The sequence below is a fragment of the Lentzea sp. NPDC058436 genome (assembly GCF_042721515.1).
GTDB lineage: Bacteria > Actinomycetota > Actinomycetes > Mycobacteriales > Pseudonocardiaceae > Lentzea.
Genome location: NZ_JBHXLF010000001.1, coordinates 1,231,232 through 1,245,365, shown reverse-complemented (window position 1 = coordinate 1,245,365; position 14,134 = coordinate 1,231,232). Strand labels below are relative to the sequence as shown.

Annotated in this window: 13 protein-coding genes; 6 read left to right on the top strand and 7 right to left on the bottom strand. The window is 70.3% G+C overall.

The features are described 5' to 3' along the window. Nucleotides 1-2: 2 nt before the first annotated feature. Both ACFWN2_RS04815 and ACFWN2_RS04810 read right to left on the bottom strand, forming a co-directional pair. Entirely contained in the window at nt 3-830 is an 828-nt protein-coding gene (locus ACFWN2_RS04815; protein ID WP_382424928.1) for an undecaprenyl-diphosphate phosphatase, read from the bottom strand. Next, complete coding sequence (locus ACFWN2_RS04810) at nt 827-1,876, bottom strand: LLM class F420-dependent oxidoreductase (protein ID WP_382424927.1); 1,050 nt, start codon at nt 1,874-1,876, stop codon at nt 827-829. Before ACFWN2_RS04810 ends, ACFWN2_RS04815 begins: the two co-directional genes overlap by 4 nt. A 72-nt stretch (nt 1,877-1,948) precedes the next feature. On the opposite strand from ACFWN2_RS04810, the gene ACFWN2_RS04805 reads away from it, so the two are divergent. The 3 genes from ACFWN2_RS04805 to ACFWN2_RS04795 all read left to right on the top strand — a co-directional run bounded on the left by ACFWN2_RS04805 (nt 1,949) and on the right by ACFWN2_RS04795 (nt 3,981). Further along, nucleotides 1,949-2,914: an aldo/keto reductase gene (locus ACFWN2_RS04805; protein ID WP_382424926.1), complete on the top strand. Its 966-nt coding sequence runs from the start codon at nt 1,949-1,951 to the stop codon at nt 2,912-2,914. A 201-nt stretch (nt 2,915-3,115) separates the two neighbouring features. Beyond that, nucleotides 3,116-3,772: a YncE family protein gene (locus tag ACFWN2_RS04800; protein ID WP_382424925.1), complete on the top strand. Its 657-nt coding sequence runs from the start codon at nt 3,116-3,118 to the stop codon at nt 3,770-3,772. Continuing rightward, on the top strand, nt 3,769-3,981 hold the full coding sequence (locus ACFWN2_RS04795; protein ID WP_382424924.1) for a DUF5703 family protein: 213 nt from the start codon (nt 3,769-3,771) through the stop codon (nt 3,979-3,981). The genes ACFWN2_RS04800 and ACFWN2_RS04795 overlap by 4 nt, the downstream gene beginning before the upstream one ends. On the opposite strand, the gene ACFWN2_RS04790 is transcribed toward ACFWN2_RS04795, so the two are convergent. After that, the gene (locus ACFWN2_RS04790; protein WP_382424923.1) at nt 3,974-4,906 is read right to left on the bottom strand and encodes an aldo/keto reductase; all 933 of its coding nucleotides are present in this window, start codon (nt 4,904-4,906) and stop codon (nt 3,974-3,976) included. The genes ACFWN2_RS04795 and ACFWN2_RS04790 overlap by 8 nt on opposite strands. 69 nt (nt 4,907-4,975) lie before the next feature. Here ACFWN2_RS04790 and ACFWN2_RS04785 point away from each other — a divergent pair, with 69 nt between their 5' ends. The 3 genes from ACFWN2_RS04785 to ACFWN2_RS04775 all read left to right on the top strand — a co-directional run bounded on the left by ACFWN2_RS04785 (nt 4,976) and on the right by ACFWN2_RS04775 (nt 10,012). Further along, entirely contained in the window at nt 4,976-5,692 is a 717-nt protein-coding gene (locus tag ACFWN2_RS04785; protein WP_382424922.1) for a helix-turn-helix domain-containing protein, read from the top strand. Nucleotides 5,693-5,744: 52 nt separating this feature from the next. Further along, nucleotides 5,745-9,380: a hypothetical protein gene (locus ACFWN2_RS04780; RefSeq protein ID WP_382424921.1), complete on the top strand. Its 3,636-nt coding sequence runs from the start codon at nt 5,745-5,747 to the stop codon at nt 9,378-9,380. A gap of 170 nt (nt 9,381-9,550) precedes the next feature. Next, nucleotides 9,551-10,012: a hypothetical protein gene (locus ACFWN2_RS04775; protein WP_382424920.1), complete on the top strand. Its 462-nt coding sequence runs from the start codon at nt 9,551-9,553 to the stop codon at nt 10,010-10,012. On the opposite strand, the gene ACFWN2_RS04770 is transcribed toward ACFWN2_RS04775, so the two are convergent. From ACFWN2_RS04770 to ACFWN2_RS04755, 4 genes are all read right to left on the bottom strand, one after another. After that, complete coding sequence (locus ACFWN2_RS04770) at nt 9,993-11,090, bottom strand: hypothetical protein (protein WP_382424919.1); 1,098 nt, start codon at nt 11,088-11,090, stop codon at nt 9,993-9,995. The genes ACFWN2_RS04775 and ACFWN2_RS04770 overlap by 20 nt on opposite strands. An 11-nt stretch (nt 11,091-11,101) precedes the next feature. Next, the gene (locus tag ACFWN2_RS04765) at nt 11,102-11,935 is read right to left on the bottom strand and encodes an alpha/beta fold hydrolase (protein WP_382424918.1); all 834 of its coding nucleotides are present in this window, start codon (nt 11,933-11,935) and stop codon (nt 11,102-11,104) included. A 64-nt stretch (nt 11,936-11,999) separates the two neighbouring features. After that, on the bottom strand, nt 12,000-12,785 hold the full coding sequence (locus ACFWN2_RS04760) for an SDR family oxidoreductase (protein WP_382424917.1): 786 nt from the start codon (nt 12,783-12,785) through the stop codon (nt 12,000-12,002). A gap of 10 nt (nt 12,786-12,795) precedes the next feature. Continuing rightward, nucleotides 12,796-14,121, bottom strand: coding sequence for a M20/M25/M40 family metallo-hydrolase (locus ACFWN2_RS04755; protein ID WP_382424916.1), 1,326 nt, complete (start codon nt 14,119-14,121; stop codon nt 12,796-12,798). Between the last annotated feature and the right edge of the window lie 13 nt (nt 14,122-14,134).

Here is a 14,134-nt window from a genome sequence, read left to right as displayed (position 1 = left end):
CCTTAGTTCGGCTGCAGCAAACCCATCGACAGCAGCCCCATCAGCACCAGACCCAGCATCAACCGGTACCACACGAACGCCGAGTACGAGTGCTTCGAGACGTACTTCAACAACCACGCGATCGTCGCGTACCCCACCACGAACGAGATCAACGTCGCCACGACCATCTGCGGAATCGACGCCTGCACACCCTCACCGGTGCGCTCCAGCACGTCCGGGATCGAGAACAACCCCGCCCCGAACACCGCCGGAATCGCCAGCAGGAACGAGTACCGCGCCGCCGCCTCACGCGTCAGCCCCAGGAACAGACCCGCCGTCAGCGTGCCACCCGAACGCGACACACCCGGGATCAGCGCCAGCGCCTGCGCCAGACCCATCCCGATCGCGTCCTTCATCCGCAGCTCGTCACGCTGCTGCTTCGCCAGGTGGTCCGCCAGACCCAGCAGCAGACCGAACACGACCAGCATCGTCGCCGTGATCCACAGGTTCCGCGCCGACGTCCGGATCTCGTCCTTCAACAGGTACCCGAGAACCGAGATCGGCACGGAACCGATGATCACGTACCACGCGAGCTTGTAGTCCTTCTCCTTCCGCGCCTCCGCGGAGAAGAGGCCGCGGAACCAGGCGCTGATGAAGCGCCCGATGTCCTTGGCGAAGTAGATCAGCACCGCCACCTCGGTACCCAACTGGATCACCGCGGTGAACGAAGCGCCCGCGTCGTTGCCGAAGAACAGCGTCGACGTGATGCGCAGGTGCGCACTGCTGGAAATCGGCAGGAATTCCGTCAGTCCTTGGACGAGTCCGAGGACAAGAGCCTGCAACCAGCTCAACTACCCACTCCTGCCAGATCCAGAGCCTCGGCCGCGGTGCGAAGGCCCGCGATCCCCTGCTCCAGATCTTGCAGCATCGGCGAAACGGACAGCGTGGTGACCCCCGCGGCAGCGAGCGCCTTCATCCTGTCTGCTATGCGCTCCTTCGGCCCCAGCAACGCCGTCGCGTCCAGGAACTCCAGCGGGATCGCGGCCATCGCCCCGGCGTAGTCGCGGGACAGGTACTTCTCCTGGATCTCCTCGGCCTGATCCGGGAAACCCATGCGCACCATCAGGTTGTTGTAGAAGTTCTGCTTGCGGCTGCCCATACCGCCCACGTACAGCGCCGTGTACGCGCGAACCGGGTCAGCACACGCCTTCCAGTCCTCACCGACGACCAGGGGCACCGTCGGAACGACGTCGAACCCCTCCATCGTCTTGCCGGCCTTCTCCCGGCCCGCCTTCACACTGGCAAGGGACTCCGCCGAGAACTCCGGCGAGAAGAAGATCGCCAGCCACCCGTCCGCGATCTCCCCCGTCAGCTCCAGGTTCTTCGGACCCACAGCCGCCAGGTAGATCGGAATCTGCTCCCGCACCGGGTGCACGGTCAGCTGCAACGCCTTACCGGGACCGTCCGGCAACGGCAGGGTGTAGTGCTCACCCTCGTACCGCAGCTTCTCCCGCGTCAGCGCCTTCTTCACGATCTCCACGTACTCACGCGTCCGCGCCAGGGGCTTGTCGAACCGCACACCGTGCCAGCCCTCCGACACCTGCGGCCCCGACACACCCAGCCCCATCCGGAACCGGCCACCCGACAACGTGTCCAAAGTGGCACCGGTCATCGCCGCCATCGCGGGCGTCCGCGCCGGAATCTGGAAGATCGCGCTACCGACGTCGATGCGTTCGGTCTGCGCGGCCACCCACGCGAGCACCGTCGGCGCGTCGGAACCGTAGGCCTCCGCGGCCCACACCACCGAAAAGCCGAGACGGTCGGCCTCTTTGGCCAGCTCAAGGTTCGCGGCGTCGTTGCCGGCGCCCCAGTATCCGAGGTTCAATCCGAGCTTCACGCAGCGAGACCCTACCGGTCAGTAACACCGATTGCCAGGCTCACACGATGATCACCCCTTAGCATCGCGCACGTGGAACAGCGATACCTCGGCCGCAGCGGCCTGCGCGTCTCCAGGACAGCACTGGGCACGATGACGTGGGGCCGCGACACCGACGCGGACGAGGCCGCCACCCAGCTCATGGCCTTCGCCGACGCCGGCGGCACCCTCGTCGACACCGCCGACGTCTACGCCGAAGGCGAAGCAGAACGCATCCTCGGCGGCCTCCTCGGCGAGATCGTCCCCCGCGACGAACTCGTCCTCGCCACCAAAGCAGTCGCCCGCCGCACAGAAGGCCCCTTCGGCGGAGGAGCCTCCCGCGGAGCACTGCTGTCCGCACTGGACGGATCCCTGCGCCGCATCGGCGTCGACCACGTCGACCTCTGGCAACTGCACGCCTGGGACGCGGGCGTCCCCATCGAGGAATCGCTCTCCGCACTCGACCACGCCATCAACTCCGGCAAGGTCCGCTACGCCGGCATCTCCAACTACAGCGGCTGGCAACTCGCCACCGCCGCCCTCACCCCCACGACCCACCCCCTCATCTCCACCCAGGTCGAGTACTCGCTGCTCGAACGCGGCATCGAACGCGAGGTCGCCCCCGCCGCCCGGCACCACGGCCTCGGACTCCTCCCGTGGGCACCCCTCGGCCGCGGCGTCCTCACCGGCAAGTACCGCAACGGCACCCCGCCCGACTCCCGCGGCGCCTCCGCCCACTTCGCCGGCTACGTCGAACAACACCGCAACGACCGCGCCGCCCGCATCGTCCAGGCCGTCGCCACCGCCGCCGAAGGCCTCGGCACCTCCGCGCTCTGCGTCGCCCTCGCCTGGGTCCGCGACCGGCCCGGCGTCATCGCCCCCGTCGTCGGCGCCCGCGACACCAACCAGCTCATCGCCTCCCTGGAAGCCGAGCAGCTCACCCTGCCCCCGGCGATCCGCGCCGCGCTGGACGACGTCAGCGCCATCGAGCTCGGCTACCCCGAACGCCCGATGCCCTGAGCACCCCTCTTTCATTGCTGGTTTTCTGCTGTTGGTTGCGTTGTGGGTTGACCATCGGTGAGCATTAGTTTCGGTCTACACTGAAGCTATAGAGGTAAACACCAGAGCTGCCCGATGAGTTTCACCCCACCCCTTGCGTGACCTCCGCCCGAACGTCGTGGATCCTGGAAAGACCACGACGTATGCCAGGAGGAACCGATCTTGCGCCGGCTCGCTGCTCTGATCTTGACCACCGCCACGCTGACGGCGTGCGGCCAGAGCGAGGGGTCACAGGACCCGCTGCAGGTCGCGGAAGTCCTCGAAGCGGCCAAGCCCGCCCACTCCCCCGCCCAGAACGCCACCCCGCCCGGTGACATCACCCCCGGCGGCACGTTCACCGAGGGCGACACCACGCGGAAGTTCCAGGTCAACGGCCGCAACGTCGAGCTCGACCGCCTGCGCAGCGCCGTGTTCGAGATGACCACCGACGACAAGGGCGCCGAGGCCAGGGGCACAGGACTGCGGGCCGGCGACGGCGCCACCAACGGCGTCGCGGACCGCTTCGGGCGCCTGCTCGTCGTCGACACCCGCGGCGGCGAGTTCATCGCGTTCTCGATCGACCCGCTGATCATGCGCCAGCGCTACCCCATGCCCGGCACGCCCTACGGCATCGCCTACGACGGCAAGCGCGACATCGCGTGGATCACGCTCACCGAGCGCAACGAGGTCGTCGGACTCGACGTCGCCGCGGGAGAACCGGCCGAGAAGTACCGGTTCCCCACCGTGCGTCAACCCAACACCGTCAGCGTCGACCAGGAGTCCGGACGCGTCACCGTCACGTCCGGCGACAACGGAGGGGTACAGGTGATCTCACCATGACCGAAGGGGTGATCGACGGAGACTGGGAGTACCGGCCGCTGCGTCTGCCGCCCGGCATCTCCCGCCGCACCGCGACCACGCAGCTGGCCATCCACGCCGAGTTCGCCGGCTGGGAACTGTCCCGCACGCTGCTCTACGGCGACGGCTCCCGCAAGATCTGGCTTCGCCGCAAGGTCCAGCCGTCGTTGCTGCCAGGCCTCATCACCTGACGACGACGCCGGAACCGAACGCGCCGGGATCGCACTCGGCGATGAAGTCCGCCGGAAAGCCCCGCTCGAACGGGGCCGACGCCTCCAGGCGCGCGACCGCTTCCGGCGGCAGCACCACCTCGCCCAGGCAGTCGAGCACCTGCTCCGGCGTCCGCGCGCCCACCAAGGGCAGCGCACCGGACGAACGCAGCCACGCCAGCGCCACCTGGGCGGGCGTCGCGCCCACCTCGTCCGCGACCTCCCGCACGGCCCGAGCCGCGCGTTCCTCCCGTTCGGACAGACGCCCGGCCCGTTGCGTGCCACCGGAGAGCTTCCCCGCAGCCAACGGAGCCCACGCCGCCACGGTCAGCCCCAGCGCGTCCGCCATCGGCAGCAACTCCCGCTCCACGTCGCGCTTCAGCAGGTTGTACGGCACCTGCAACCCCGCGAACGGCGTCCAGTCCCGCCACTCCGCGAGCGTGTTCGCCCGCGCCACGAACCACGCCGGCGCGTCGGACACCCCGACGTAGAGCACCTTCCCCGCCCGCACCACGTCGTCCAGCGCTCGCATCGTCTCCTCGGCCGGTGTGTGCCGGTCCCACAGGTGCACCCACAGCACGTCCACGTAGTCCGTGCGCAGCCGACGCAACGACCGCTCCAGCGACGACACCAGGTTCTTGCGGTGGTTCCCGCCCGCGTTCGGGTCCGCCGGGTCGCGCGTCAACGTGTACTTCGTCGCGAGCACGAACCGGTCGCGGCGGCTCAGCACGGCGCCGAGCACCTCCTCGCTCTCGCCGTAGGCCGAGGCGGTGTCGAGGAAGTTGCCGCCGGCGTCCGCGTAGGCGTCGATCACCGGCCGTGCCACGTCCACGGAACGCAACGTCATCGTGCCCAGCAACAACTCCGAGACCCGCAGGCCGGTCCGTCCGAACAGTCGGTATCGCATGATCCACAGCATCGCCGCGGCCGCCGAACGGAGGGAGTCCCGCTCAGGGCCCCTCTAGAGTCTTCGATCATGGCCGACAACGCCCTGGGCCGCTTCCTGCGCGCCCGCCGCGAAGCCACCACTCCCCCGACGACCGAACGCCGCCGCACCCCCGGCCTGCGCCGCGGCGAGCTGGCCGACCGCGCCGGCATCAGCGTCGAGTACCTCACCCGCCTCGAACGCGGCACCGACCGCTCCCCCTCCGGCCAGGTCCTGTCCGCCCTCGCCGACGCGCTGACGATGACCGCGGACGAACGCGTCCACCTCTACCGCCTCATCAAGGCCGACGCGGCCTGCTCCCCCGCACCTCCACCGCCGCTGCGTGCAACTGTGCGGGCCACGCTGGACGCCCTGGAACCCACCGCGGCCGCCGTCCTCTCCCCCGCGGGCGACGTCCTGGCGTGCACGGAAGGGTTCCGCGAGATCTCCGGCCTGGACGGCGAGCAGAACCTCGTCCGCTTCGCCTTCAGCCCGCCCGCCAAGGCCCACCACCCCGACTGGGAGCAGATCGCAGGCCGCCGCGCCCCAGGCCTGCGCGCGGCGGCCGACCTGGGCGATCCCACGGCGGCCGCGCTCGCGTTCGAGCTCTCCATCACCGCCGGTGCCGCGTTCACCGACCGCTACGACACCGCCGCTTCCCTGCCGCCCACGACCGGCACCGAGCGCTGGAGCCCTTACCTCCTGGTGTTCGAGACGCTGTACCTGCCGGGCGACGGCGACCATCGACTGATGATCTACTTCAGTTAACACTGAAGCTATAGAGATTGTCGATGTACGGCCGAATGGCAGACTCCCCTGCATGCCTCGCCCGGAAAAACCGCTCGACCCGTTCGCCGGGCCCGTTGAACAGTTCGCGTTCGACCTGCGCAAGCTCCGCGAGAAGGCCGGCTCCCCCGGCTACCGCGAACTCGGCAAGCTCAGCCACTACTCCGCCAGCACCCTCGCCGACGCCGCCCGCGGCCAGCGCCTCCCCTCCCTCGCCGTGGCGCTCGCGTTCGTCCGCGCCTGCGGCGGCGACGAGGAGCTGTGGGAACAGCGCTGGCGCGAGATCGGCGAGACAGACGCGCAACCCGAGAACGGCGCCTCCCCCTACGTCGGCCTCAAGGCCTTCACCGAACACGACGCCGACCGCTTCTTCGGCAGGGAACGACTCGTCGGCAAGCTGCTCGGCAAACTTGAGCACCACGACACCGTGCTGGTCGTCGGCGCCTCGGGATCGGGCAAGTCGTCGCTGCTCAGGGCCGGTCTGCTGGCCCGCACCGACGGTGAGCTGATCACACCGTCAAGCCCGCTCCCCGACACGGACGGGCTGCTGGTCGTCGACCAGTTCGAGGAGGTCTTCTCCCTCCCGCACCGCGACGAGTTCATCGCCGCGCTCACCCGTCGCACCGGCAAGACGGTCATCGGCATGCGCGCCGACTTCTACGGCCACTGCGCCCGCTACCCCGACCTGGCGAAAGCCGTCGAGGACGCCCAGGTGCTCGTCGGGCCCATGACCACCGACGAGCTGCGCAAGGCCATCACCCAGCCCGCCGTCGAGGTCGGCTGCGCGCTGGAGACCGGACTCGTGGCCCGCCTGATCGCCGACGCCACCGGCGAGCCGGGCGTGCTCCCCCACGTCAGCCACGCGTTGCTGGAGACGTGGCAGCGCAAGCGCGGCAACACCCTCACCCTCACCAGCTACCACGAGAGCGGCGGCATCGCCCGCGCCATCGCGAACACCGCCGAGCACGCGTTCACCGGGCTCGACGAACACCAGCAGACCCAGGCGCGCCAGGTGTTCCTGCGCCTGGTGAACCCCGGCGACGGCACTGAGGACACCAAACGCCGCGTCAAACGCTCCGAGCTCGCGGCGGACGAGGTCGTCGAACACCTCGCGAGCGCGCGCATCCTCACCGTCGACGACGACAGCGTCGAGATCAGCCACGAGGCGGTCATCCGCAGCTGGCCGCGCCTGCGGGACTGGCTCGCCGAGGCACGCGACGACCTGCGCGTGCACCGCAGGCTCACCGCCGCCGCGGCCGACTGGGAGGCGCATCAGCGGGATCCCGGCTCGCTCTACCGCGGCGTGCCGTTCACCCAGGCCACCGACTGGGCCCAGCGCGAGCCGGAGGCCCTCAACGCCGAGGAGCGGACGTTCCTCGACGCCAGCAGGGCGTCCGTCGAACACGAGCAGGCCGCCGGGAGGCGCCGCGCCACCAACCTCCGCAGGGTCGTGGCGCTGCTCGCGGTGCTGCTGCTCGTGGCGACGGCCTCGTTCGTGTTCGCCGTGCGCGCCCAACGCGAGACCACCGAGCAACGCACCGATGCCCTCGCGCAGAAGGCCATCGCCGAGGCAAACGGGCTGCAGGCCCGCGACCCCGGCCTCGCGAACCGCCTCCGGCTCGCCGCCTACCGGATCAGCGGCCTTCCGGCGACCAGGGACGCCGTGCTCAGCACGTTCGCCGCACCCCAGGTCACCGTGGTGCCCGGACACAGCGACGCGCTGTCGTTCGCGTTGTTCAGCCCGGACAACAAGCTCATGGCCAGCGCGGGGGACGACGAGCTGCTGATCGTGTGGGACGTCAGCGACCCGAACCACCCCGTGGAGCTCAGCCGCGTCCACGCCGGCGACAACGCCACCCACAGCATGGCCTTCAGCCCGGACAGCCGCACCCTCGCCACGGCGAACTGGGACGGGTTCATCCGCCTCTTCGACGTCTCCGACCCGCGCAGGACCGTCGAGAAGGAACGCATCTCCGGTCACAAGGGGCAGGTCGAGGCCGTCCAGTTCACCCCGGACGGCCGTTCGATCGTCAGCACCGGCGAGGACGGCACCGTCCGGCTCTGGTCCCTGTCCGGCCCCGCCTCGCTCGTGCGCACGATCCAGGCGCACGACACGCTCGTGCACAGCCTCTCGCTCAACAACGACGCCACCGTCGTGGCGACGTCGTCGTGGGACAGCCTCGTCAAGCTCTGGGACCTCGCGACCGGAGCGCCGCTCGCCACGATCACGCCCTCCCCCACCAACCTGGCGACCGACTCCAGCGTCTTCTCCCCCGACGGCAAGGTGCTCGCCACCGGCGAGAACAACGGCGACGTGCGGCTGTGGGACGTCACCGACCCCCGCAACCCGACGCAGATCGGTCACGCGACCGGGCACGTGTTCTCGATCCACACGATGGCCTTCTCCCCCGACGGCAGGTTCCTCGCCAGCGGCGGGGGCGACAAGACGACCCGGATCTGGGACGTGTCCGACCCGCGCGCCATCCAGCTCGCCCACGCCCTGCCCGGCCACACCGACGGCATCTACTCGGTCTCGTTCAGCCCCGACTCCCGGCGGATGGTCACCGCCAGCACCGACACCGAGGTCCGCGTCCTCGACCTCGGCAACCTCACCTACGGCCACCACCGGTGGACCGTGTGGAGACTCGAGTACGACCAGCGCGGCCGGTTCTTCGCGACCGCCTCCAGCGACGGCACCATCAGGCTCTGGCGGCAGGAGGACACGCACGCCCAGGAGATCACGGCCCTGCCCGAGCTCGCCCCGCACGACGAGGCGTTCACCGTCGACCTGAACCCGGCCGGCGACGTCCTGTTCGGCACGAGCCTCACGGCCAACGTCCTGTGGGACGTCAGCGATCTCGCCAAGCCGCGTGAGATCAGCCGCGGGATCACGAGCGGCGACTCCATCACCGCGGCGGACTTCAGCCACGACGGCAGGACCCTCGCCGTCGCCGAACGCGAGGGCCAGATCGCGCTCTGGAACGTCAGCGACCCGAAGAACCCGGTGAAGACCGGCAGCTTCGCCGTGCCCAAGACCGACACGGTCTGGCGGATCGAGTTCTCCGGCGACGACCGCACGCTCGTCATCGCGAACGGCAGCCGCGAGCTCCACCTGTGGAACGTCAGCGACCAGGCCCAGCCGCGCCCCTACCCCGCCCTGCGCACGGACGACAACCTCGACCCCATCCGCCGCGGCGCCCAGGCCGGCCGCGAGGAGGTCATGACGGTCGTCATCCACGGCACCGTGATGGCGTTCGCGAACCAGGACAGCAGCGGCGCGCTGTACGACATCAGCGATCCCGCGCACCCGCGGAAACTGGGGTCCCTCCCCAACGACAGCGGGCCGCTGCAGCGCCTCGCCTTCTCCCCCGACGGCACCCTCATCGCGGCCGGGACGACCGACGACCTCGTCCGCGTGTGGGACGTGCGCGATCCCCGCAACCCCCAGGTGCGGGCAGTGCTGCACGGTCACACGGAACGGGTCTGGGGCGTGGCCTTCGCGCCGGACAACCGGACGCTGGCCACCGCCGGCACGGACCGCACCGTCCGCGTGTGGGACATCGACGTGGAAGCCACAGCAGCCCGCGTGTGCGCTACTACGACGGCGCACCTGTCCACTCGTCATTGGGAGCAATACTTCCCCGGCGTCGAGCCGAGGCCTCTCTGCTGAACAAGACCCCCCACCTTTCCTCTCGACCGCATTTGTAGTGCGAAAACGTTGTGCGGTGTCGATGTCGGGGCGCCGTACAACAACGTTCGTCCAACTCGGTGCGCCGACCGGCGGAAGGTGAGCCATCAGTCAACACTGAAGCAATAAAATTCACCGAACCGGTTGTCGATATGATCAGATTCTGGGTCATGGAGCTCGTGCCGCACGAAGTCGGGGTCGCTCACAGCGCACTGCCGCACGACGAAACGTCCGCCCGTGCCCTGCTCGCCGATGCGGCGGCGCGGGGCCTGCACACCGTTGTCGTCACCGCCGAGGAGGGTGACGAGCGCGCTCTCACCGTGCTGCGCGAACTGCGCGCGGAATGGCACACCGAGGACGGCAAGGTCACCGCCCAACTCGACACGGACGCCGAGGGCCAGCTGGCCCACCTCTGGGCGTTGCCGGAGGAGGGCAGGGCCGCGTGGCTCGCCGCGTTCCCCCGCCACGACGACCCGAACTGGTGGATGCACCGCCTGCTGGTGCTCAACCACCACCCGGAGTGGGCGCCGTTGAAGGACTGGCTGGTCGGCGAGCACGTCCGGTTGTTCGGCCGGCCGCCGGGAAGGCGCAGGTCTAGCGCGGCAGGCCGCTGAAGTCGGGTTGGGTGAACCGCTGGATCCAGGGGATCGGGTCCTCCTCCGGGACGTCCCGATCCGGCTGGACGGCGGCGAACGTCAGCACCGGCACGCGCGGCACGCCGACCGCGATCACGTCGTCGTGCGTGCCGGCGATCCACATGACACCGGTGTCGGCGATGTTCGCGACCACGTTCAGGTCGGGCAGCACGAACTGCACCAGCGCGAGTCCGCCGGGCATCTCCGCGAGCCCGGCGACGTGCTGGTTGGGCTGCCACGGGAACAGCGTGACGGCCACCGGCGTCCACTGAGCCGAGTTGCCGACCGCCGTCACGGCGTCGCGGTACCAGCGGCTGATCTCGATCGACGTCGGCACGCCCAGCAGTCCCGTCACCAGCACGAGCCCGCCGACCACGAGCCCAGCGGGGGCGAGCGGGAACAGGCTAAGCAGGACCACCACCGCCCCCAGGCCCGCGGGAGCGGCCGACCACAGCCACGCCCGCACGCCCCACCGCATGCCCCGGTAGGCCCTCGCGGTCGCCGGGTCGTCCAGCGGACGGGCGAGCGGCCGTTCCACTCGATCGCGCAGCGGGTGCTCCGCCTCGCGCCTGTCAACCTTGGCGTTCTCCATCTTGGCGAACCCGGCGACCCGCACGACGGCCCTGCCGCCGGCGTCCGGGCCGCAGACGAAGACCTCCTGCCGCTCCAGCGCCATGTCCGGGAAGTCCTCGAACCAGCCCTTGAGCACGAGACCGTCGTCGAGCAGCAGCCGATCGGTCCCGTCGTCGTGCTTCTCCGCCACCCGGACCCCGACGCGCCGCCACGGCTGCTCCAGCAACCCGCGCCGTTCGGCCCTGGTCTCCGCGCGGTACATCAACGGACCGAGCCCGCACAGCACCGCGACCAGCGCCAGCACCACGAGCGCGCCGACGTTGCCCGGCGACGACGGCAGCAGCCAGCACGTCACCGCGCCGGCACCCGCCACGACCGCGATGCCGCCGAGCGCCTTCGCTCCCCAGCGCAGGTCCTGCAGGATGAGGCCGGTCGACCAGTCGTCCTTCGCGGGCACGTCGGTCCGCGGCTCCAGGTACTGCACCGGTCCCCCAGCTACGCCTTCGCGGCCACCTCGCGGATCAGGTTCGCGAGCTCCGCCGGTCGTTCCAACGGGAGCATATGTCCGGCGTCGGCCAGGACCACCGACGTTCCGCCGAACTTCACGGCGTCCGCCTCGGGCACCAGCCGGTCCTCGTCCCCCACCACCGCGACGACGGCCTTCTCCTGGGCGACGGTCAGGCCTGCCTCGCGGTCGTAGCGGTCCACGGCGGGCCGGAACAGCGCGACCGTCTCCGGCCAGTGCCCCCACACCATGTCCGCGGTCAGCTCCACGTCCTCGTCGGAGGGCTGGTCGCCGAACAGCCACCACCGCAGCCCGGCCGTCTTGGCGGGCTCGATCTTCTCCCGCACCGCGCGCACGATCGGCCCGAACGCGCGTTCCAGCTCCCGCACGAGCTTGCCGACGGCCTTGGGCCACGCCAGCGTCGTCTCCGAGACCCCGCTCGCCGCCATGGACACGAACACGTTGCCCAGCACCCGTTGCCGGAACAGCCTCGGCCTGCGTTCGGCCATCGCGAGCGCCGCCATGGCGCCCATCGAGTGCCCGGCGACGACGACCTGCCCCTGCGGCACGGCCCGTTCGATCAGCTCGCCGAGGTCCTCCCCCAGCTGCTCGATCGTCGCCGTCTCCTTGGACGCGCCGCCCGACCCGCCGTGACCGCGGTGGTCGTAGGCGATGACCTGGAACTCCTGGCTCAGCTGCGCCACGACCTTGTGCCAGCTGCGGTGGTCGAGCGCGTACCCGTGCGCGAGCACGACCGTCACCAGTGCCTCGGGATCGCCCGCGCGCACCACGTTGAGCTCGGTCCCGTCCTCCAGGCGCACCATGCGCAGTCCTTTCACCGTGGTCGTCTTGTTCGTCCTAACGAGACAACCCGGTTCCGGACACGCCCTAACCGCGACCGAGAACGACTTCCGGCGGCCTCTGCCCGCCACCGACCCCCGGTACACCGCGGAAGTCGTACGGCGACGCCTTCCCGCCGGGCTGGATGACCCACGCCTCCCCCGGCTGCCCCGCGGCCAGCACGGACTGGAACGCCTCGGCGACGTCCGACGGCGTCAGCAGCGGGAACGCGACGGCGTCGAACTCCTCCTTCGCCGCGCCGAGCAGCAACGTGTCGACGAAACCGGGGCACAGCGCGGACACCGTGATGCCCTCCCCCGCCAGCGCCTGTCCCGCCGCCCGCGCGTACCCGACGACCGCGTGCTTGGTCAGCGTGTACAGCGGGTCGGAGGACATCGCCGTGAGGCCGGCCAGCGAGGCGGTGATCACGATCTTCCCGCCACCCTGCCGCCGCAACGCCGGAACGGCCGCGCAGACGCCGTACACGACGTGGTCGACGTTGACGCCGACCAGTTTGCGGTAGCGGGCGACGTCCAGGGCGTCCACGCCGGGCTGGCCGCCACCGATCCCGGCGTTCAGGTGCACGACGTCGAGGCGTCCGAGCTCCTTCTCGACCTGCTCCACGACGGCGGGCATGGTCTCGGGATCGGTGACGTCACCGGCGATGGCGACGCCTCCGGCCGCGGACGCGACCCGGTGCGCGCCGGCGGCGTCGAGGTCGAGCACCGCCACCCGCGCACCGAGCTTCGCGAGCCGCCGCACCACAGCGGCACCGATCCCCCGCGCGCCGCCGGTGACGAGCGCGACCTGACCGGACAGGTCCACAGTGGACACGACAGCCTCCTCAGCTGTTGCGCAGGAAACGGTCCAGCACGCGCACGCCGAACTTGAGCGCGTCGACCGGCACTCGCTCGTCCACACCGTGGAAGAGCCCGGAGAAGTCGAGGTCGGCGGGCAGCTTCAGCGGCGCGAAGCCGAAGTTGCGGATGCCGAGCTGCTGGAACGACTTGGCGTCCGTGCCGCCGGAGAGCATGTACGGCAGCGCGCGGGCGCCGGGGTCCTCGGCGATGATCGACGCCGTCATCGCGTCCACCAGTGCGCCGTCGAACGTCGTCTCGACCGGCGGCAGGCCGACCCACTCGCGTTCCACGTCCGGCCCGAGCAGCTCCGCGAGCTCGCGGTCGAACGCCTCCTCGCGGCCGGGCAGGATGCGGCAGTCCACAGTGGCCTCGGCCGTGGACGGGATGACGTTCGCCTTGTACCCGGCGGAGAGCATCGTGGGGTTCGCCGTGTCGCGCAGCGTCGCGCCGATCATGCGGGACAGCGCGCCGAGCTTGCCGATCGAGCCCTCGACGTCGTCGTCGGGGAACTCCAGGCCGGTGATCTCGGTGACGCCGTCGAGGAACTCGCGCACGGACGGCCGGATGATCAGCGGCCACTGGTGCTGGTCGAGCTTGGTGACGGCGGCGGCGAGCTTCGCCACGGCGTTGTCGCGGTGGATCATGCTGCCGTGGCCCGCGGTGCCCTTGACCCGCAGCTTGAGCCAGCGGATGCCCTTCTCGGCGGTCTCGACGAGGTACGCGCGGACGTCGTCCTTGAGCGTGATCGAGAAGCCGCCGACCTCGCTGATCGCCTCGGTGACGCCCTCGAACAGCTCTGGCCGGTGCTCCACCAGCCACTTCGCGCCGAACAGGCCACCGGCCTCCTCGTCGGCGAGGAACGCGAACACGATGTCGCGCGGCGGCACGACGTTCTCGCGCTTGAAGTGCCGCGCGAGGGCCAGCGTCATGCCGACCATGTCCTTCATGTCGACCGCGCCGCGGCCCCACACGTACCCGTCCTGCACGGCGCCGGAGAACGGGTGCACCGACCACTCCGAGGCGTCGGCGGGCACGACGTCGAGGTGTCCGTGGACGAGCAGCGCCCCACGGCTGGGATCGGCGCCCTTCAGACGCGCGACCACGTTGCCGCGGCCCTTCGCCCCGGACTCGACGTAGGTGGTCTCGTAGCCGACCTCGGACAGCTTCTCGGCCACCCACTCGGCAGCCTCGCGCTCCCCCACGACCGTGTCGGGGTCACCCGTGTTGGTCGTGTCGATCCTGATCAGCTCGCTGACGAGCGTGACGACTTCTTCTTCAGCCAGTGCCAGTGCGTTCCCCGTTGTGCTCACCCCGTCTTCCTAC

What these genes read in the sequence shown, in the direction of transcription:
- ACFWN2_RS04795 (WP_382424924.1), top strand. Translation starts at nt 3,769, where the DNA reads ATGACCGAAGGGGTGATCGACGGAGACTGGGAGTACCGGCCGCTGCGT.
- ACFWN2_RS04790 (WP_382424923.1), bottom strand. Translation starts at nt 4,906, where the DNA reads ATGCGATACCGACTGTTCGGACGGACCGGCCTGCGGGTCTCGGAGTTG.
- ACFWN2_RS04785 (WP_382424922.1), top strand. Translation starts at nt 4,976, where the DNA reads ATGGCCGACAACGCCCTGGGCCGCTTCCTGCGCGCCCGCCGCGAAGCC.
- ACFWN2_RS04780 (WP_382424921.1), top strand. Translation starts at nt 5,745, where the DNA reads ATGCCTCGCCCGGAAAAACCGCTCGACCCGTTCGCCGGGCCCGTTGAA.
- ACFWN2_RS04775 (WP_382424920.1), top strand. Translation starts at nt 9,551, where the DNA reads ATGATCAGATTCTGGGTCATGGAGCTCGTGCCGCACGAAGTCGGGGTC.
- ACFWN2_RS04765 (WP_382424918.1), bottom strand. Translation starts at nt 11,935, where the DNA reads ATGGTGCGCCTGGAGGACGGGACCGAGCTCAACGTGGTGCGCGCGGGC.